Source organism: Actinoplanes sp. NPDC051388 (assembly GCF_055586225.1).
In genome coordinates, this window is sequence record NZ_JBVJIP010000001.1 from 500,681 (window position 1) to 520,446 (window position 19,766).

Genomic DNA, 19,766 nt, shown 5'->3' on the forward strand with positions numbered 1-19,766 from the left:
CGTGCCGACTTGCCGCCGGACCGCGCGCTACCGTCCGGAACCAGGGCAATAGGGTGGCCGGGTGGTGACCGACGGACTGATCGTGGTGGACAAACCCGGTGGCATGACCTCGCACGACGTGGTGGCCCGGGTCCGCCGCCTGGCCAAGACCCGGCGGGTCGGCCACGGTGGCACGCTCGACCCGATGGCCACCGGCGTGCTGGTCATCGGGGTCAACAAGGCGACCCGGCTGCTCACCTATGTGATCGGCGCGGGCAAGAGCTATCTGGCCACCATCCGGCTCGGCGAGAGCACGCTCACCGACGACGCCGAGGGCGAGGTCACCGGCCGGTCCTCGGCCGCCGCGATCACCGACGAGGCGATCCGGGCCGGGTTGTCCGCGCAGACCGGCGAGATCTCCCAGGTCCCCAGTGCGGTCAGCGCGATCAAGATCAACGGCGAGAGAGCCTACAAACGGGTACGCGACGGCGAAGCGGTCGAGCTGCCGGCCCGCCGGGTGACCGTGTCCCGGCTGGACGTGCTCGGCATCCGCCGGGACGGCGACGTGCTCGATGTGGACGTCGACGTGACCTGCTCGTCCGGCACGTACATCCGGGCCGTCGCTCGCGACCTCGGCGCCACGCTCGGCGTCGGCGGCCACCTCACCGCGCTGCGCCGCACGGCGGTCGGCGGCTTCACGCTGGCCGAGTCGTCGACGCTCGCCCAGCTCGAGGAGGCGGCACCGGATGTGGTGAACCTGCCGATGGCGCAGGCGGCCCGGCGGGCGTTCACCGAACGGGTGGCGTCCGCGGAGGAGGCCAAGGTGCTCAGCCACGGCGGCCCGCTCGCGCCGGCCGGCATCGAGGGGCCGTACGCGGTGTTCGACGAGGCCGGCGCCCTGCTGGCGATCGTCAGCGAGCGCGACGGCCGAGCGCGCGCCGAGATCGTGCTCGCCGCGGCCTGAGGATCAGCCGGGCAGGTGCTGGGCGACCACCGCCACCAGGTCCGCGGCCGCATAGGGCTTGTCCAGGAACCCGTCGCAGCCGGCCTCGATCGCGGCCGCCCGGTCCTGCGGCAGCACGCTCGCGGTCACCGCGACCACCACCGGCCGCGGCCCGGCCGGGTCGATCTGCCCACCGGCCAGCTCGCGGGCCAGGGTCAGGCCGTTGCCGTCCGGCAGGTTCATGTCCAGCAGCACCAGGTCGATCGGCTCGGTGGTCAGTCGCTGCCGGGCCGCCGCCAGGGTGGACGCGTCGACGATCTCGGCCTGCCGCACCGAATCGATCCCGGCGCGGGACAGCACCGCTTTCACCAGCGTCCGGTTCAGCTCTTCGTCTTCCACCAGGAGGATGGTGCTCACAGATCGTCCTTTCTCGGACCCGGATGTTCCGGGCGTTTGCCCAGCAGCGGTGCCAGGGTCTCCCAGCCGGCGCCGCCGGCCATCGCCTCGGCCAGCACGCCGCCGGCCATCGCGGTGGCGACCAGCGGCGCCGCGTCGGACGGGTCCGCGCCGGTGGTCGTGGACAGGCCGATCACCGGGGTGTGTGCGGAGTCCGCGGCCATCGCGGCCATCAGGCTGAAGCCGTCCACGTCGGTGGTCTGCATGTCGCAGACGATCAGGTCGAAGTGCTCGGCGCGACTCAGTGCCAGCCCGTCGCGGCTCTCGGCGCAGGCCACCACGTCGGCGCCGCCGGCCCGCAGCCCCGCTTCGATGGCGTGCCGCACCTCGTCGTCGGCGTCCACCACCAGCACCCGCGGGCTGGTGCGGTCGGCCAGCGTCTGTGCCAGCGCGCCGAGCAGGGCGGCCTGGTCCACCGGCTTGACGAAGTAGTCGTTCGCGCCCAGCTCCAGGCCGGCCGCGCGTTCGTCGAGGATGCTGGCGAAGAACACCGGGATGCCGGCCAGCCGGTTGTCCGCCTTGAGCCGGCGGAGCACCTCCCAGCCGTCGATGCCGGGCAGGGTCACGTCCAGCAGGATCGCGTCCGGCGGGTTGGCGCCCGCCGCGCTCAGCCCGGCCTCGCCGCTGCCGGCCACGTCGACCCGGTAGCCGGCCAGGGCGAGCTGGGCCCGGAGCAGCTCGGCGGACTGCGGGTCGTCCTCGATCAGCAGCACCAGCGGGGCGTCGCCGGCCTCCGGAAGTGTGCGGATCAGCGGGGCGGCCGGCAGGCGTACCGAGAAGGCACTGCCCTGACCCGGCGCCGAGACCAGCGAGATCTCGCCCTCGTGGGCCTCGACGAGGCGCTTCGTGAGCGCCAGGCCGAGGCCGGTGCCCGCGCGCCGGCCCTCGTCGTCGCCGGCCTGCTGGAACTCCTCGAAGACGCGCTCCTGGTCGGCGGGCGCGATGCCGATGCCGTCGTCCGCGACCACCACGTCGACGTGCTCCTCGGACGCGCGCACGGTGACCGTGATCCGGCCGCCCTCGGAGGTGAACTTGATCGCGTTGGAGAGCAGATTCTCGACGATCTGCCGGAACCGCACCCGGTCGGCCAGCGCGGTCGCCTCGGCCAGGTCGGTCTCGATGCTCAGCCGCTTGGTGGTGATCAGCGGCATCAGGCCGGTGAGCAGCTGGGACACCGCGGTGTCGGCGCGCAGCGGGGCGAGCCGCAGATCCAGCCCGCCGGCCTCGACCTTGGCCAGGTCCAGGATGTCGTTGATCAGGCCGAGCAGGTGCCGCCCGCTGGTGTGGATGTGCTCGATCCACTCGGCCGGCACCTTGCGGCGGTCACCGTCCGGCTCCTCCAGCCGCATCAGGTCGCTGAAGCCGATGATCGCGTTCAGCGGGGTGCGCAACTCGTGGCTCATGTTCGCCAGGAACGAGCTCTTCGCCTGGCTGGCCCGGGTCAGCGCCTCCACCGAGGCGCTCAGCTCACCGGCCAGCCGCCGCTGCGCCGACATCACCGCCTGCCGCTCGGCCAGGACCCCGGCCTGCCCGCCCAGCGAGGCCAGCAGCCGCAGGTCGTCGTCGCTGAACAGGGTGCGGTGCCGGTTGAAGAGCAGCACCGCGCCCTCGACCTCCGGCGGCACCGGCATGCTCAGCACCGTCACGAAGTCGTCGCTCAAGTCGTCGCCGTAGTGTGCGACCAGCGCCTGGGCGCCCTCGCGCAGCCGGGCCGGCTGCCCGGCCCGGATCAGTGCGGTGAGGTCGGCGTTGTCCAGCCCCTCCGGCGTCGGGATGGACGGCCCGGAGTAGCCGATGGTGGCCAGCTGGCCGTCCGGCCGGGGCATCAGCACCGCCACGCCGTCCGCGCCGGTCTGCACCCGCATGATCTCGGCGTAGATCTGCCAGACCTGCTCGGGGGAGTCGACCGGGGCGCGCAGCAGCCGCTCGGTGACCCGCTGGGCGGCCGAGGCGGAGAAGGCCCGGCGCAGGAACCGCGGCGGTGCGAAGGCCACCAGGTAGCCCAGGCCGCTGAGTACGGCCAGCAGCCGGCCGCCGATGATCAGGTTGGGGATCTGCTCGAAGCTGCCGACGCCGATCAGCGCGATCATGCCGCCGAAGGCGAGCGTGGCGGCCGCCGCGATGGTCAGCCGGGCGCGGTTGGCGCCGGTGCGGCGACGTGCCTTGCCATAGAGCAGCCCGGCCGCGATCCCCTCGCCGAGCATGAAGACCACGACCACCAGGGCCAACGCCACGCTCGGCACCTCGGCGCCCGCGAAGAACCGGGCGCCGGCCACGAACACCCAGGTCAGCAGCACAACCAGCTCGACCCGGCGGGGCACCGAGCGCAGCCGCGCGGCCAGCCGCACGGTCAGGCTGGGCTGGGTCAGCACGATCATGGTGGCGGCCGCGGGGACCCAGTGCGGCAGTTCGCCGGGCAGCGCCACGCCCACGTCCATCGCGAAGAGCACGGCCGGCGGCAGGAAGACCCAGGTGATGTCGCGCTGCAGCGGGTCACGGCGGCGCAGGTAGCCGATCAGGGAACGGACGAACAGCGCCGCAAAGGTCAACTCCGCGGCGAACAGAACGACGACGGACCAGTCAGCTCCCATACCAGTACGAATCGTACCTTTTCTACACCTGTCAGCAGGCCGATACGCTGTCCCCTGGGATGCATCGAAGGAGAGGGCGGGATGCAGCGCTGGCGGGGGTATGAGGCGGTGCCCGGCGGCTGGGGCCGTTCGGTGGTCACGATCGGCGTCTTCGACGGGGTGCACCGCGGCCACCAGGCGATCATCGGCCACACCGTGAAAAGGGCCCGTGATCTGGGCGTGCAGTCGGTGGTGGTGACGTTCGACCCGCACCCGTCCGAGGTGGTGCGCCCGGGTTCGCACCCGGCGGTGCTCACCGAGCCGGTGCGCAAGGCCGAGCTGATCGAGCAGCTGGGCGTGGACGCCCTCTGCGTGGTGCCGTTCACCCCCGCGTTCTCCCAGCTCAGCCCCGAGGCGTTCGGGCACGACGTGCTGGTCGACGCGCTGCACGCGGCCGTGGTGGTGGTGGGCGACAACTTCCGCTTCGGGCACCGGGCGGCCGGCGACGTGACGCTTCTCACCGCGATGGGGCGGTCGTTCGGCTTCACGGTCGAGGAGGCGCCGCTCGTGTCCGCTGATGGCGTGGTGTTCTCGTCCACGTACATCCGCAGTTGTGTGGACGCCGGGGACGTCCGGGCCGCGGCCGCCGCGCTCGGCCGGCCGCACCGCCTGGGTGGCGTGGTGGTCCGCGGCGATCAGCGCGGCCGCGAGATCGGCTTCCCGACCGCCAACCTGATGTGTCACCGCTACGCGGCCATCCCGGCCGACGGGGTCTACGCGGCCTGGCTGGTGCGCGGTGGGGTGCACGCGGGGCGGCAGATGGCCGCGGTGTCGGTCGGCACCAACCCGACCTTCTCCGGGCGTGAGCGCCGGGTGGAGGCCTACGTGCTGGACTTCGCCGGTGACCTCTACGGCGAGCGGGTGAGCCTGGACTTCGTCGCGCACCTGCGGGAGCAGCGGGCCTATGAGGGCATCGAGCCGCTGGTCGCCCAGATCCGGGAGGACGTCGAGCAGACCCGCGCGATGCTCAGCTGACCGGCTGGTAGGGTTGGAGCGCTGGAGTTCACCAGCGACCGGGCTCGCCTGCCTGCCCGACGCCGCGGGCCGCGAGGTTTATCCGGCATCGAACGGCAACACAGAATCACGGAGAACATGGCGCTCGACCAAGAGACCAAGACCAAGATCATCGATGAGTACAAGGCGCAGGACGGCGACACCGGGTCGCCCGAGGTGCAGGTCGCGATGCTGACGAAGCGGATCGCCGACCTCACCGAGCACCTGAAGATCCACAAGCACGACCACCACAGCCGCCGCGGGCTGCTGCTGCTGGTCGGCCGCCGGCGCCGCCTGCTCAACTACGTGCAGAAGAAGGACATCGCCCGCTACCGGACGCTGATCGAGCGTCTCGGCCTGCGCCGATGACCTGACGGGGGAGTGGCCGACCGGCCGCTCCCCCGCGCTTTACCACCGGACCCGCGCGGCCACAGGCACCACGGCACCGGTCCTCGGTAGTGGTACCCAGGCTCTGATTCCTGGGCACTTCGATCGAAGACCGGCCAGCCTGAGGAACACCGCGCTGTGCAGACCGCCGGGTCCTTCGACGAAGGAGCACCGCAACACATGTCAGACGCTTTGGGGACAGAGTCCCGCACCGCGGTGATCGACAACGGGGCCTTCGGCACCCGTGAGATCACCTTCTCCACCGGCCGGCTCGCCCGTCAGGCGGCCGGCTCGGTCATCGTCCAGCTGGGCGAGACCACCGTCCTCTCCGCGACCACGGCCGGCAAGCAGCCGAAGGAGCACTTCGACTTCTTCCCGCTGACCGTCGACGTCGAGGAGCGGATGTACGCGGTGGGCCGGATCCCCGGCTCGTTCTTCCGCCGTGAGGGCCGTCCCAGCGAGGACGCCATCCTCACCTGCCGCCTGATCGACCGGCCGCTGCGCCCGTCGTTCACCAAGGGCCTGCGCAACGAGGTCCAGGTCGTCGAGACCATCCTCGCGCTCGACCCGCAACACCCCTACGACGTCGTCGCCATGAACGCCGCGTCGATGTCCACCAAGCTCTCCGGCCTGCCGTTCAGCGGCCCGGTCGGCAGCACCCGCGTCGCGCACGTCGAGGGCCAGTGGGTCGCGTTCCCCACCCTCGAGGAGCTCGAGCGGGCCACCTTCGACATGGTCGTGGCCGGCCGCACGCTGCCGGACGGCGACGTCGCGATCATGATGGTCGAGGCCGAGGCCACCCCGCACGCGATCAAGCTGATCCAGGCCGGCGCCGTGGCGCCGACCGAGGAGGTCGTGGCCAGCGGGCTCGAGGCCGCCAAGCCGGCCATCCGTGAGCTGTGCCGCGCGCAGAGCGAGCTCGCCGAGATCGCCGCCAAGCCGGTCGCCGAGTTCCCGGTCTTCCTGGACTACCAGGACGACGTCTACTCGGCCGTGTCCGACGTGGCCAAGGCCGAGCTGTCCGAGGCTCTCAAGATCGCCGGCAAGGCCGACCGCGAGGAAGCCCTCGACCGGGTCAAGGCCAAGGCCGTCGAGACCGTCGGCCCGCAGTTCGAAGGCCGAGAGAAGGAGGTCAGCGCCGCGTTCCGCTCGCTGACCAAGTCCGAGGTCCGCGGCCGCGTGCTGCGCGACCAGGTCCGGATGGACGGCCGCGGCCCGCGCGACATCCGCCCGCTGACCGCCGAGGTCGGCGTGCTGCCGCGGGTGCACGGCTCGGCGTTGTTCGAGCGCGGCGAGACCCAGATCCTGGGCGTCACCACGCTGAACATGCTGCGGCTCGAGCAGTCGCTCGACACGCTGGCGCCGGAGAAGTCCAAGCGCTACATGCACAACTACAACTTCCCGCCCTACTCGACCGGTGAGACCGGCCGGGTGGGCTCGCCGAAGCGCCGCGAGATCGGGCACGGCGCGCTGGCCGAGCGGGCTCTCGTGCCGGTGCTGCCGACGCGCGAGGAGTTCCCCTACGCTATCCGCCAGGTCTCCGAGGCCCTCGGGTCCAACGGTTCGACCTCGATGGGCTCGGTCTGCGCCTCGACGCTGTCCCTGCTCGGCGCCGGTGTGCCGCTGAAGGCGCCGGTGGCCGGCATCGCGATGGGCCTGATCTCGGACGAGGTCGACGGCAAGACGCAGTACGTCGCGCTGACCGACATCCTGGGCGCCGAGGACGCGTTCGGCGACATGGACTTCAAGGTCGCCGGCACCAGCGAGTTCGTCACCGCCCTGCAGCTGGACACCAAGCTCGACGGCATCCCGTCGGACGTGCTGGCCGGCGCTCTGCAGCAGGCGCACGACGCCCGCGCCACCATCCTCGGGGTGATGGAGCAGGCGATCAACGCCCCGGCCGAGATGTCGGAGTACGCCCCGCGCGTCACCTCCGTCAAGATCCCGGTCGACAAGATCGGCATGGTGATCGGGCCGAAGGGCCAGACCATCAACGCGATCCAGGACGAGACCGGCGCCGACATCTCCATCGAGGACGACGGCACGATCTACGTCGGTGCGACGAACGGCCCGGCCGCCGAGGCCGCGGTCGAGCGGATCAACGCGATCGCCAACCCGACCATGCCGAAGTCCGGCGACAAGTTCCTCGGCACGGTGGTGAAGACGGCCGCGTTCGGCGCGTTCATCTCGCTGCTGCCCGGCCGCGACGGCCTGCTGCACATCTCCAAGGTGGGCGACGGCAAGCGGGTCGACAAGGTCGAGGACTTCCTGAACGTCGGCGACAAGGTCGAGGTGTCCATCGCGGACATCGACGCCCGCGGCAAGATCTACCTGGACAAGGTCCGCCCGGAGGGCGCCGAGGCGCCGGCCGCGGCTGCGCCTTCGGAAGGCTCCGGCGACCGCCCGCCTCGTGAGGACCGTGGTCCCCGCGACGGTGGCGGCGAGCCGCGCCGGCGTCGGCAGCGGTCCGGCGGCGGCGGCCGCGACTCCTAAATGACGAAGATCGACCGCGGGCCGGCCGGAAGGCCGGCCCGCGTTCTTACCCAGACACTGCAGGACGGCGTACGCCGGACCGTCCTGCCCAGTGGCGTCCGCATCGTCACCGAAGCCATCCCCACCACCCGCAGCGCCTCGGTCGGGGTGTGGGTCAACGTCGGCTCGCGCGACGAGACCGCCACCATGTCCGGCGCCTCGCACTTCCTCGAGCACCTGCTCTTCAAGGGCACCGAGAAGCGCACCGCGCTGGACATCTCGGCCGAGATCGAGGCGGTCGGCGGCGAGACCAACGCCTTCACCACCAAGGAATACACCTGCTACTACGCGCGGGTGCTGGACGCCGACCTGCCGCTCGCGGTCGACGTGCTGTGCGACGCGGTGGCCAACTCGATCCTCGACCCGGCCGACGTGGAGACCGAGCGTGGCGTGATCCTGGAAGAGATCGCCATGCACGAGGACGAGCCCGGTGACGAGGTGCACGACGTCTTCACCGAGGCGATGTTCGGGCCCTCCACGCCGCTCGGCCGGCTGATCTCGGGCACCGAGGAGACCATCTCCCCGATGACGCGCACCCAGATCAACGGCTTCTACCGCCGTCGCTACACCGGTCCGCGGATCGTCATCGCGGCGGCCGGCAACCTCGACCACGCGGTCGTGGTGCGGCTGGTCCGCAAGGCGCTGGCCGGGACGGCACTCTCCGTCAAAGAGGCGCCGCCGGAAAACCGTCGCCCGGCCGGCAAGGTCAAGATGCTGCCGCCGCAGACCATCGTCCGGACCCGCGACACCGAGCAGGCACACATCGTGCTCGGCGGGGCCGGCATCGGCCGGCTCGACGAGCGCCGGTTCGCCCTCGGCATCATGAACAACGTGCTGGGCGGCGGCATGTCCAGCCGGCTCTTCCAGGAGATCCGGGAGAAGCGCGGGCTGGCCTACTCGGTCTACTCCTACGACACGCAATACGCGGACGCCGGCCTGTTCGGGGTCTATGCGGGCTGCGCGCCGGGCAAGGTGGACGAGGTGCTCGACCTGACCCGCACCGAGTTGGCCGCGGTCGCCGCCAAGGGCGTGACGGCCGAGGAGGTGTCGCGTGGCAAGGGCATGGTCAAGGGGGCCTATGTGCTCGGGCTCGAGGACACCGGCTCGCGGATGAGCCGGATCGCCAAGTCCGAGATGCTCTTCGACGATCTGCTGTCGGTCGACGAGCTGCTCGCCAAGGTCGACGCGGTGACCCTCGACGAGGTGAACGCGGTCGCTCACGACCTGCTCAGCCCGCCGATGTCGATGGCCGTCGTGGGACCGTTCGAAGCGGGCTCGTTCGACCGGCGATGACCACCACGCTCACTCCGACCCCGCCGCCCGTCGAAAGCAGACGCAGGCGCCGCATCATCGGCATGACCGTGTGGGCGGTGCTGTTCGCGGTCGGCACGTACTTCATCGGCGTGCCGACCAGCGACCCGCTGATCGCGTTCGGCTGGCTCTGGCTGGCCACCATCGCCTGGCGCAGCGAGCTGCCGTGGCGGCAGCACCTGCTGTTCCTGCGCGACTGGCTGCCGATCTGCGTGCTGCTCGCGGTCTACAACATCTCCCGCGGCTACGCCGACAACCTGTTCGCGCCGCACGTGCACGAGCTGATCGACGCCGACGAGCTGATGTTCGGCTGGTTCACCGGCGGCCAGGTGCCGACCGCGTGGCTGCAGCAGCACCTCTGGCAGCCCGGCGTCGTGCAGTGGTGGGAGGTGGTCGTCTCGATCGTCTACTTCTCGCACTTCCTGACCGTGCCGACCATCGCGGTGCTGCTGTGGATGCGCTCGCGCCCGCAGTGGGCCCGCTTCATGCGCCGCTGGTTCACGCTCTGCGTCTTCGGGCTGATCACGTACTTCCTCTATCCCGCCGCGCCGCCGTGGTGGGCCGCCGAACCCGAGCACGGCTCGCTGATCGAGGCGACCCGCATCTCCACCAACGGCTGGGACGCGATCGGCCTGCACGGCGCCGGCAACACACTCAACGCGCTGCAGGTGGAGGCGTCCAACCCGGTCGCGGCGATGCCGTCGCTGCACACCGCGTTTGCGTTCATGGCCGTCGTGTTCTTCCTGCCGATGGTGCGCCGGCGCTGGTGGCCGCTGCTGCTGGCCTATCCGCTGGCGATGACCTTCACGCTGGTCTACACCGCCGAGCACTGGGTGATCGACGTGCTGGTCGGCTGGGCCTATGTGGGCATCGTGTTCGTCGTCGTGGGTCCCGCGGAGCGCTGGTGGCAGCGTCGCCGGGATGGGCTAGGTTGACGCGGTGAGTGACGTGCAGCAGCCGATTCCGGTCGGCGTCTTCGGCGCCCGCGGCCGGATGGGCCTCGAGGTGTGCAAGGCGGTCAAGGCGGCCGACGACCTGGACCTGGTCGCGACGGTCGACGAGGGCGACGCACGCCAGGCCGGCGCCCGGGTCTTCGTCGACTTCACCACGCCCGACGTGGTCATGGACAACGTGCGGTGGGCGATCGACCAGGGCATCCACATGGTCGTCGGCACCACTGGCTTCACCGACGAGCGGCTCGACCAGGTGCGCGGCTGGCTCGCCGCCAAACCCGGGGTCGGCGTCATGATCGCGCCGAACTTCGGGATCGGCGCGGTCCTGATGATGCAGTTCGCGCAGCGCGCGGCGCGCTACTTCGAATCGGTCGAGATCATCGAGCAGCACCACCCGCGCAAACTGGACGCACCGTCCGGCACCGCGACGCACACCGCACGACTGATCGCGGCGGCGCGGGCCGAGGCGGGTTGCGCGCCGATGCCCGACGCCACCAAGGAAGAGCTGGCGGGCGCACGCGGCGCGGACATCGACGGGGTCCGCGTGCACGCGGTCCGGGCCTCGGGCCTGGTCGCCCACCAGGAGGTGCTGTTCGGCACCGCGGGCGAGACGCTGACCATCCGGCACGATTCGCTGGACCGGGCGTCCTTCATGCCCGGCGTGCTGCTGGCGGTGCGCGCGGTGGTGGACCGCCCGGGCCTGACGATCGGGCTCGACGCACTCCTCGACTGAAGATCAAATTCTTCGGGTCGCACCTGGTGGGTGGTTGCGCGCCGCAGCTCCCGCCGGGCCGGGCGTGCGCACCAAGGCCGCTGGCGCGTCCAAACCAGCACGCGCACCCTTCACGCTGCGTGCGTGGCCGAGCCTCCCACAACAAGACTGGCCAGGCACCGCGTCTTGCCTCAGGGCGGGCCGGGCCTCGCGTCTTGCTTGGGGTGGGCCAGGCGACGCGTCCTACTTGAGGGTCAGGCCGGGCACCGCGTGTTGCTGCACGGGCAGACCGGGCGTCGCATTTGCGTCGGGTGCAGCCTGGGCGTCGCGTCTTGCTGTGGGGTGAGCCGGGCGTCGCGTCCTACTTCAGGGTCAGGCCGGGCACCACGTGTTGCTTCATGGGCAGGGCGGACGTCGCATTTGCGTCGAGTGTAGGCCGGGCGTCGCGTCCTACTTCAGAGTCAGACCGGGCACCGCGTCCTGCTTCTCGCGCAGGCCGGGCGTCGCATTTGCGTCGGGTGTAGGCCGGGCGTCGCGTCCTACTTCAGAGTCAGACCGGGCACCGCGTCCCGCTTCTCGCGCAGGCCGGGCGTCGCATTTGCGTCGGGTGTAGGCCGGGCGTCGCGTCTTGCTTGGGGTGGGCCGGGCGACGCGTCCTACTTCAGGGTCAGGCCGGGCGTCGCCACTTACCTCAAGGGCAGGCCGGGCATCTCGATGGCTAGGGCGGTGATGTCCTCGATGGCCCGGGTGACATGCTCCTCGCCGGCCCGCCACAGCGCCGCCTGACCCGCGCGGATCTCCTGCCACAGCCCGTCGCCGCCCTGCACCGAGCCGCGGCCGGCGATCACCACCATGAGCTGGTCGACCACCGTCGGATGACGCCCGATCTGCCCATCGGCGGCGATCCGCAGCACGGTCGCGGCCACCGCCTCGGACCGAATCAATGCCTGCGCGGTAAACCCGACGCTCCCATGATCGAGCACGGTGCGTCCCAGATCCACGGTCAAGTCCACAATCTCCACCGAGCCGATCCTAGAGCGCGCCCAAAGCCGCGTCGCGGCGTCCAGCCCGCCCGACGAAGTTTCTGCCCAGGTCAAGCCGGTCCAGCCGAGGCGGGACGGGTTGCCTCGCAGCGCTGTAGACCTGGTTCACGGATGAATCAGCTCGCCTGTTCCCCCACGTCGCGGGTTACGGACGCAGCGGCTGTCTCGCGGTGAGTCTTTGGTGAATCAGGTCTACAGCGCCCGCCGGAGGCCACCCTCCGCGCACCACTGGTGGCGCGCAGAGGAGCGGGTGGCGCGCGGATGGGGTGGCGTGCGGAGGCGAGGTGCCGGCCAGTGATGAGGGAGGCGTAGAAGCGAGGGTGGCGCGCCGAGGAGGGGGCCGCTCAGCGGTGGGGGTGGCGTGCAGCGGTGAGGTGCCGCCCAGCGGTGGAGGCGGCGCGCGGAGGTGAGGTGCCGCCCGGCGGCGAGTGCGGTGCAGAGGCGACGGTGCCGCCCAGCGGTGAGGGTGGCGTGCAGCGGTGAGGTGCCGCCCAGCGGTGGAGGTGGCGTGCAGCGGTGAGGTGCCGCCTCAGCGGTGGGGATGGCGCCCAGCGTTGGGTCACGCAGCGGTGAGGGTGGCGCGCAAAGGAGGGGTGGCGTGCAGCGGTGAGGTTGCGCCCCGCGGTGGGAGTGGCGCCCAGCGTTGCGGTGACGCGCAGAGGAGGGGTGGCGTGCAGCGGCGAGGTGCTGCCCGGCGGTGAGGGTGGCGCAGAGGTGAGGCTGCGCGCTGAGGAGGGGTGCCGGTCGGCGGTGGGGTGGCGTGCAGCGGCGAGGTGCCGCCCCGCGGTGAGGGTGGCGCGCAGAAGAGAGGGTGCCGCTCAGCGGTGGGTGGCGCGCAGCGGTGGGGTGCCGCGTAGCGGCGGGGGTGAGTGGGCACGGACGTTGCCGGGTGGGCGCATTGGTTTGGACGCGTCGCGGCCAGATGGGCACGCCCGGCCCTCGGCGTGAGCGGCGGTCTGCACCCACCACCAAGGTGCGACCTCGAGAATTTGATCTGTGCGGTTGTGGCTCTAGTCGACGGCGGCGAGCGAGACGTGCATGCGCAGCTGCGGGACGAGCATGTCGTCGACGTCCAGGGCCCGACCGGCCCCGTCCGGCTCCCAGCCGGTCGACGTGAGGAACTTCTTCATCGCGGCGTCGGCGTCGTAGATCCAGGCGACCGCGGACTTGAAGTCGTCCTCGCGCCACAGGTCGACTGTTGCGGCGAGCAGCCGGCTTCCGTGCCCGCGCCGGCCCCAGCGCGGCTCGATCAGCAGGTCGGTGACCGCCGCCACGTCGTCGCCCAGCGGCGGCTCCTCGGGGGCCAGGGCCTGCTCGTCGGACGGGCCCGCGGCGCAGAACCCGACGATCGTGGTGCTCGACTCGGCCTGCTCCACGGCGATCAGCACCCGGTGCCGCCCGGACGGGGGCGCGGTGATCGCCTCGGTCCAGCCGCGCTCGAGATATGCCTCGTCGATGTTCGCCAGCACGTGCGGCGGGAACATCCGGCGATAGGCCGTCCGCCACGTGCTGAGCTGGATCCGGGCGATCTCCGCGGCATCGCCGGGACGCGCGGGACGGACGAAGCCAAGTGCCATCAGCCGAGCCTACAGGCGCATGGCATAACGGATCTCGGGCAGCCGGGCGGTGCTGCCCCGCGGCGTGTAGTGCTGCTTCGCGCCGTCCGGGCGCAGGCCCATGTGCTCATAGAAGCGGCGCGACTCGGCGTTGTCCTCGAAGACCCAGAGCAGCATCTCGGTGAAGCCGGCACGGCGCAGATGCTCGACCGCCGCGGTCAGCAGGGCCCGCCCCGCACCGCCGCGCCAGCGCTCCGGGTCCACATAGATCGCATAGAGCTCGCCGGCCGGTCGCTCGTCCTCGCGGTAGGGCCCCGCCGAGACGAACCCGGTCACCTGCCCGTCGACGACCGCCACCAGCGTCTCCGCTCCCGGCGTCGGCGGCCGGCTGCGGCGGGCCCGGGCGAACTCGGCCGGGTCGAGCGCGGACAGCACCTCGGCGGGCACGATCCCGGCGTACGCCTTCTGCCATGCCCGCACGTGCACCGACGCCACCGCATCGACATCCTGGTCGGTGATCCCGCGGACTTCCGTGTCTGCCATGGCGAGATTTTGTCGTACCCCAGGATTACGGTGCATCTCGTTATGACACTTCCGGACACGCTCTCCGTCGCGCAGGCGCGCCGCATCACGCTCGCCGCGCAAGGGTTCGCCGACCCCAAGCCGGGCGGCGCCACCGACATGCGGCACCTGCGCCGGGTGCTGCGGCGGCTGCACCTGATCCAGATGGATTCGGTCAATGTGTTGCAGCGCGCCCACTTCATGCCGCTCTACAGCCGGCTGGGCCCCTATGACGCCGGGCTGATCGAGCGGGCGGCCTACCGCAAACCCCGCGAGCTGTTCGAGTTCTGGGGGCACGAGGCCTCGCTGATCACCGTCGACCTGCAGCCGCTGTTCCGCTGGCGCATGGCGCGCGCCGCCGACCTGGCCTGGGGCAGCATGACCCGGATCGAGCGTGAGCAGCCCGACCTGGTCGCCTGGGTGCTCGACGAGGTGCGCAACCGGGGGCCGATCACCGCGGCCGAGATCGAGCACGACGCCCCGCGGCGCACCGACCACTGGGGGTGGAACTGGTCGGTGGTCAAGCAGGCGCTCGAGTGGCTGTTCTATTCGGGCCAGGTGACCGCCGCCGAGCGCACGACGTCCTTCGCCCGGCGTTACGACCTGACCGAGCGGGTGCTGCCCAAGGCGGTGCTCGACGCTCCGACCCCGGCCTATCCCGACGCCGCCCGCGCGCTGGTCGAGCTCTCCGCGCGGGCGCTCGGCGTGGCGGCCGAGGGTGAGTTGCGCGACTATTTCCGGCTGCCGGTGGAGGGCTTCAAGCAGGCGGTGGCCGAGCTGGTGGAGGACGGCGCGCTCACCCCGGTGCGGGTGCAGGGCTGGAAACAGCCGGCCTACCTGCACCGCGACGCCCGGCTGCCCCGCTGGGTGCGGGCGGCGACCCTGGTCAGCCCGTTCGATCCGCTGATCTGGGAGCGGGCGCGCACCGAGCGGCTGTTCGACATGAGTTACCGCATCGAGATCTATGTGCCGGCCCCCAAGCGGCTCTACGGCTACTACGTGCTGCCGTTCCTGCTCGGTGACCGGTTCGCCGCCCGGGTCGACCTCAAGGCCGATCGCAAGGCCGGAGTGCTGCAGATCCCGGCGGCCTGGATCGAGCCGACCGCCGACCAGGAGGAGACGGCCGTCGCGCTCGCCGCCGAGCTGCGCAGACTGGCCGGCTGGCTGGGTCTCGAGGCGGTCGAGCCGCCGGTCCGCGGTGACCTGGCCGGGCCCCTGACGGCCGCGCTGACCAGCAGCGCCGCGGGTGTACCGTGGCGCCCATGACGGAGACCGCCGCCGCCGCGCAGCCACCGCCGCAGTGGTCCGGCTACCCGCCCGTCGAGACCCACCGCCGCGACCCGATCAGCCGGGTCTTCCACCGGATCTGGTACCGCTCACCCGTCTGGGCCGCCCCGGCCGCGATGCTGGTGTGCATGGCGAGCGCGGTGGCCTACACGGAGTTCACCCATCCGACCGAGGCCGGCGCCGGTGACGCCCCCAGCTGCCTGCTGAAATACACCACCGGCTTCGTCTGCCCGGGCTGCGGCGGCACCCGCGCGGCGTGGTACCTGCTGCACGGCGACGTCCCGGCGGCGGCCCGGCACCACGCGCTGTTCGTCTTCGCCGTCCCGTTCCTGCTTTATATGTATGTGGCGTGGGCCGGTCGGCGCGCCTTCGGCTGGAAACTGCCGCAGCTGTCGCCGACGCCTAAGGTGATCGGCGTGTTCCTGGCGGTGTGGGGCGTGTGGAGTGTGCTGCGCAACCTGCCCTGGGCGCCGTTCACCTGGTTCTACGTGTAGGGAGAGACGTGGTCGACACGCAGTATGAGCAGCTGCTGCGCAAGGTGCTCGAGACGGGCACGCCGAAGGGGGACCGCACCGGCACCGGCACGGTCAGCCTGTTCGGCGAGCGGCTGCGCTATGACCTGTCCGGCGGCGAGCTGCCGCTGATCACCACCAAGCGGGTGCACTTCAAGTCGGTCGCGGTCGAGCTGCTCTGGTTCCTGCGCGGCGACAGCAACACGGCCTACCTGCGGGAAAACGGCGTCACGATCTGGGACGAGTGGGCCGACGCGGACGGCAATCTGGGCCCGGTCTACGGCTACCAGTGGCGCAACTGGCCGACGCCGGACGGCGGCAGCGTCGACCAGATCACCAAGCTGCTCGACACGTTGCGGGTCAACCCCGACTCGCGCCGCATGCTGGTCTCCGCGTGGAACGTGGCCGACCTGCCCGAGATGGCGCTCGAGCCGTGCCACGCGATGTTCCAGCTCTACGTGGCCGACGGCCGGCTCAGCTGCCAGCTCTACCAGCGCAGCGCCGACATGTTCCTCGGGGTGCCGTTCAACATCGCGAGCTACGCGCTGCTCACCCGCATGATCGCGGCGCAGGTCGGGTTGCTGCCGGGCGAGTTCATCTGGGTCGGCGGCGACTGCCATGTCTATGCGAACCACGTCGACCAGGTGCGCGAGCAGCTGACCCGGGAGGCGTTCGCGTTCCCGCGGCTCGAGCTGGCGCCGCGGCCGTCGCTGTTCGACTACCGCTTCGAGGACTTCACCCTGGTCGACTACCAGCACCACCCGGCGCTGCGGGCGCCCGTGGCGGTATGACCATCCACCTGATCTGGGCCGAGGCCAAGGGCCGGGTGATCGGCGCCGGCGGGTCCATCCCGTGGCGGATCCCCGGCGAGCAGACCCTCTTCAAGCAGCGCACGATGGGCTCGACAGTGGTGATGGGCCGGGCCACCTGGGAGTCGCTGCCCTCGAAATGGAGGCCGCTGCCGGGCCGGCACAACGTCGTGCTCACCAGCTCCGAGCTCGACGTGGAGACGGCCCGGAGTGTCGATGAGGTGCTGGCGAAGTACGACGACTTCTGGGTGATGGGCGGCGGCCAGGTCTACGCCGCCTTCCTGCCCCACGCCGGGCATATCGTGCGCACCGAGATCGATCTGAGCGTCGACGGAGACGCCTGGGCGCCGCCGCTGGACGACGATGTCTGGTCGTGCACCCCCGGCGAGTGGCAGATCTCGGACACCGGAGTCCGATGGCGTGTGGTGGAGCACCTCCGCGCCGCAGCGCCGAGAAATGCGTGACGGCCGTCCGATAGGTTGTGGGTATGACGCAGGACCCGCGGCCCTTCGGACGGCTGCTGACCGCCATGATGACCCCGTTCGCCGCGGACGGGTCGCTGGATGTCGCCGGCGCTCAGGAGCTGGCGACCTATCTGGTCGACGAGCAGCGGAACGACGCGCTCGTGATCAGCGGCACCGGCGGTGAGTCGCCCACCACGACCGACGCGGAGAAAGAAACCCTGATCCGCGCGGTGGTCGAGGCGGTCGGCGATCGCGCCAAGATCGTCGCGGGGGCCGGCACGAACAACACCGCGCATTCCATCGAGCTGGCCCGATCGGCGGAAAAGGCGGGGGCGCACGGCCTGCTGGTGGTGACGCCCTATTACAACAAGCCCCCGCAGGCGGGCATCGCCAAGCACTTCACCACGGTGGCGGACAGCACCGGCCTGCCGGTGATGCTCTATGACATCCCGCATCGGGTGGGTGTGCCGATCGCCACCGAGACGCTCCTGCGGGTGGCCGAGCACCCCGCCATCGTCGCGGTCAAGGACGCCAAGGGCGACATCGAGGGCACCTCCGAGGTGCTGCGCCGCACCGACCTCGCGTTCTATTCGGGTGAGGACGCCGCCACGCTGCCGTGGCTGTCCATCGGAGCGGTCGGCGTCGTCGGCACCTCCACCCACTTCACCGGCGTGCTCACCAAGGACATGATCCTGGCGTTCGAGCGCGGCGACGTGGCCACCGCGCTGGCCCTGCACCGCAGGGCATTGCCGCTGTTCACCGGCATCTTCCGCGCCCCCGGCACCATCCTGGTCAAGGCCGGGCTGAACGCGATCGGCAAGCCGGCCGGCCCGGTGCGCCTGCCGCTGGTGGACGCCACCCCGGAGCAACTGGATCAACTTCGTAAGGATGCCGCTGAGGCGGCCATTAACCTCTGACAATCGGAAAGACATACATGAGTCAAGCTCACGTGGAGCTGGAAACACCTCCACCGCTGCCCGAGGGAGCGCTGCGCGTCACCCCGCTCGGCGGCCTCGGTGCCATCGGCCGCAACATGACGGTCTTCGAATTCGACGGCAAGCTGCTGATCATCGACTGCGGGGTGCTCTTCCCCGACGTCGAGCAGCCCGGCGTCGACCTGATCCTGCCGGACTTCGCGCCGATCCTGGACCGGCTCGACGACGTGCAGGCGATCGTCCTCACCCACGGGCACGAGGACCACATCGGCGCGGTGCCCTACCTGCTCGCCCACAAGCCGGACATCCCGCTGGTCGGCTCCGAGTTCACCCTCGCGCTGGTCGAGGCCAAGCTGGCCGAGCGGCGGCTGGATCCCTACACGCTGACCGTGCGTGAGGGGACCAGCGAGCAGCTCGGGCCGTTCAACTGCGAGTTCTTCGCGGTGAACCACTCCATCCCGGACGCGCTGGCGGTCGCCGTGCGCACCCCGGCCGGCCTGGTGCTGCACACCGGCGACTTCAAGATGGACCAGGTGCCGCTGGACGGCCGCATCACCGACCTGGCCGGCTTCGCGCGGCTCGGCGCCGAGGGCGTCGACCTGCTGCTCTCCGACTCGACGAACGCGGAGATCCCCGGCTTCGTCACCCCGGAGCGCGACATCGGCCCGGTGCTGGGCGCGATCTTCGGCAAGGCCCGTGGCCGCATCATCGTGGCCAGCTTCGCCTCGCACGTGCACCGGGTGCAGCAGGTGATGGACGCGGCATACGAATATGAGCGCAAGGTCGCCCTGATCGGCCGATCCATGGTCCGCAACATGGGCATCGCCCGCGACCTCGGCCTGCTGCGCATCCCCGAGGGCCTGCTGGTCAGCATGGACGAGGCGACGAACCTGCCGCCCGACGAGATCGTCTTCATGTCGACCGGTTCGCAGGGTGAGCCGATGAGCGCGCTGGGCCGCATGGCCAACGGCGACCACCGGCACATCTCGATCGAGTCCGGCGACACGGTCGTGCTGGCCAGTTCGCTGGTGCCGGGCAACGAGACCTCGGTCTACCGCGTGATCAACCGGCTGGCCCGGGCCGGCGCCACGGTGGTGCACAAGGAGACCGCCAAGGTGCACGTGTCCGGTCACGCCCCGGCCGGCGAGCTGCTCTATCTGCTGAACGTGACCCGGCCCAGCAACCTGATGCCGGTGCACGGCGAGTGGCGGCACCTGCGCGCGCACGCCCAGCTCGGCATCGAGTCCGGGGTCGCGCCCGACCGCGTCGTGCTGTGCGAGGACGGCGACGTGGTCGACCTGGTCGAGGGCCACGCCCGCCACGTCGGCAAGGTCAAGAGCCGTTATGTGTACGTGGACGGTCTGGCCGTCGGCGACGTCAGCGAGTCCCTGCTCACCGAGCGCCGGATCCTCGGCGACGGCGGCTTCATCTCGGCCACCGTGGTGATCGACTCGGTCACCGGCAAGGTCGTCGGCGAGCCCAGCATCTCCGCCAAGGGCTTCTCCGAGGACCCGGACGCCTTCAGCCCGGTGATCCCGTTGCTGACCCAGGCGCTGCACCGATCCGCCGAGGACGGCATCACCGATCCGCATCAATTGCAGCAGGTCGTGCGCCGCACGGTGGGCCGCTGGGTGAACGACGCCTATCGACGGCGGCCGATGATCGTACCGACCGTCGTCGAAGTCTGAACCTTTCGCAGCCCT

General features: G+C 71.0%; 18 protein-coding genes. 13 read left to right on the plus strand and 5 right to left on the minus strand.

The genetic code is table 11. From position 1 onward, the window contains the following. Positions 1–61 precede the first annotated feature (61 nt). Entirely contained in the window at positions 62–943 is an 882-nt protein-coding gene (gene truB, locus ACZ6TI_RS02405) for a tRNA pseudouridine(55) synthase TruB (RefSeq protein ID WP_465343173.1), read from the plus strand. 3 nt (positions 944–946) lie between these two features. Here the strand turns inward: truB and ACZ6TI_RS02410 are convergent, their stop codons facing one another. Together ACZ6TI_RS02410 and ACZ6TI_RS02415 are read right to left on the minus strand one after the other, a co-directional pair. Continuing rightward, complete coding sequence (locus ACZ6TI_RS02410; RefSeq protein WP_465343174.1) at positions 947–1,339, minus strand: response regulator; 393 nt, start codon at positions 1,337–1,339, stop codon at positions 947–949. After that, complete coding sequence (locus ACZ6TI_RS02415; protein ID WP_465343175.1) at positions 1,336–3,969, minus strand: hybrid sensor histidine kinase/response regulator; 2,634 nt, start codon at positions 3,967–3,969, stop codon at positions 1,336–1,338. Before ACZ6TI_RS02415 ends, ACZ6TI_RS02410 begins: the two co-directional genes overlap by 4 nt. 81 nt (positions 3,970–4,050) lie before the next feature. Between ACZ6TI_RS02415 and ACZ6TI_RS02420 the strand changes: the two genes are divergently transcribed. The 6 genes from ACZ6TI_RS02420 (at position 4,051) to dapB (ending at position 10,917) form a co-directional block, all read left to right on the plus strand. Continuing rightward, entirely contained in the window at positions 4,051–4,983 is a 933-nt protein-coding gene (locus ACZ6TI_RS02420) for a bifunctional riboflavin kinase/FAD synthetase (RefSeq protein WP_465343176.1), read from the plus strand. A 117-nt stretch (positions 4,984–5,100) separates the two neighbouring features. After that, positions 5,101–5,370, plus strand: a complete 270-nt coding sequence (gene rpsO, locus ACZ6TI_RS02425; protein ID WP_465343177.1) for a 30S ribosomal protein S15 — start codon at positions 5,101–5,103, stop codon at positions 5,368–5,370. Between the two features lie 198 nt (positions 5,371–5,568). Next, complete coding sequence (locus ACZ6TI_RS02430) at positions 5,569–7,881, plus strand: polyribonucleotide nucleotidyltransferase (RefSeq protein WP_465343178.1); 2,313 nt, start codon at positions 5,569–5,571, stop codon at positions 7,879–7,881. Beyond that, positions 7,882–9,213: a M16 family metallopeptidase gene (locus tag ACZ6TI_RS02435; protein WP_465343179.1), complete on the plus strand. Its 1,332-nt coding sequence runs from the start codon at positions 7,882–7,884 to the stop codon at positions 9,211–9,213. A 62-nt stretch (positions 9,214–9,275) separates the two neighbouring features. After that, positions 9,276–10,166, plus strand: coding sequence for a phosphatase PAP2 family protein (locus tag ACZ6TI_RS02440; protein ID WP_465343180.1), 891 nt, complete (start codon positions 9,276–9,278; stop codon positions 10,164–10,166). 4 nt (positions 10,167–10,170) lie between these two features. Beyond that, positions 10,171–10,917, plus strand: coding sequence for a 4-hydroxy-tetrahydrodipicolinate reductase (gene dapB, locus ACZ6TI_RS02445; RefSeq protein ID WP_465343181.1), 747 nt, complete (start codon positions 10,171–10,173; stop codon positions 10,915–10,917). A gap of 665 nt (positions 10,918–11,582) precedes the next feature. Here dapB and ACZ6TI_RS02450 read toward each other — a convergent pair. From ACZ6TI_RS02450 to ACZ6TI_RS02460, 3 genes are all read right to left on the minus strand, one after another. Next, on the minus strand, positions 11,583–11,918 hold the full coding sequence (locus tag ACZ6TI_RS02450; protein ID WP_465343182.1) for a cupin domain-containing protein: 336 nt from the start codon (positions 11,916–11,918) through the stop codon (positions 11,583–11,585). Between the two features lie 1,031 nt (positions 11,919–12,949). Then, positions 12,950–13,516: a GNAT family N-acetyltransferase gene (locus ACZ6TI_RS02455; RefSeq protein ID WP_465343183.1), complete on the minus strand. Its 567-nt coding sequence runs from the start codon at positions 13,514–13,516 to the stop codon at positions 12,950–12,952. Positions 13,517–13,525: 9 nt separating this feature from the next. Further along, complete coding sequence (locus ACZ6TI_RS02460) at positions 13,526–14,038, minus strand: GNAT family N-acetyltransferase (RefSeq protein WP_465343184.1); 513 nt, start codon at positions 14,036–14,038, stop codon at positions 13,526–13,528. A 42-nt stretch (positions 14,039–14,080) separates the two neighbouring features. On the opposite strand from ACZ6TI_RS02460, the gene ACZ6TI_RS02465 reads away from it, so the two are divergent. From ACZ6TI_RS02465 to ACZ6TI_RS02490, 6 genes are read left to right on the plus strand one after another with little or no spacing between them, the layout of a single operon-like run. Next, positions 14,081–15,322 carry a winged helix-turn-helix domain-containing protein gene (locus ACZ6TI_RS02465; RefSeq protein ID WP_465343185.1) on the plus strand — a complete coding sequence of 414 codons (1,242 nt, stop codon included), beginning with the start codon at positions 14,081–14,083 and terminating at the stop codon, positions 15,320–15,322. After that, positions 15,319–15,837 carry a DUF2752 domain-containing protein gene (locus ACZ6TI_RS02470; RefSeq protein ID WP_465343186.1) on the plus strand — a complete coding sequence of 173 codons (519 nt, stop codon included), beginning with the start codon at positions 15,319–15,321 and terminating at the stop codon, positions 15,835–15,837. Before ACZ6TI_RS02465 ends, ACZ6TI_RS02470 begins: the two co-directional genes overlap by 4 nt. A gap of 8 nt (positions 15,838–15,845) precedes the next feature. After that, complete coding sequence (locus ACZ6TI_RS02475) at positions 15,846–16,646, plus strand: thymidylate synthase (protein WP_465343187.1); 801 nt, start codon at positions 15,846–15,848, stop codon at positions 16,644–16,646. Next, positions 16,643–17,128 (plus strand): dihydrofolate reductase, encoded by a 486-nt coding sequence (locus ACZ6TI_RS02480; RefSeq protein WP_465343188.1) that lies wholly within the window; start codon positions 16,643–16,645, stop codon positions 17,126–17,128. Before ACZ6TI_RS02475 ends, ACZ6TI_RS02480 begins: the two co-directional genes overlap by 4 nt. A gap of 23 nt (positions 17,129–17,151) precedes the next feature. Beyond that, positions 17,152–18,045 carry a 4-hydroxy-tetrahydrodipicolinate synthase gene (gene dapA, locus ACZ6TI_RS02485; protein WP_465343189.1) on the plus strand — a complete coding sequence of 298 codons (894 nt, stop codon included), beginning with the start codon at positions 17,152–17,154 and terminating at the stop codon, positions 18,043–18,045. A 17-nt stretch (positions 18,046–18,062) separates the two neighbouring features. Then, positions 18,063–19,751 carry a ribonuclease J gene (locus tag ACZ6TI_RS02490; protein WP_465343190.1) on the plus strand — a complete coding sequence of 563 codons (1,689 nt, stop codon included), beginning with the start codon at positions 18,063–18,065 and terminating at the stop codon, positions 19,749–19,751. The last annotated feature ends 15 nt before the right edge of the window (positions 19,752–19,766 follow it).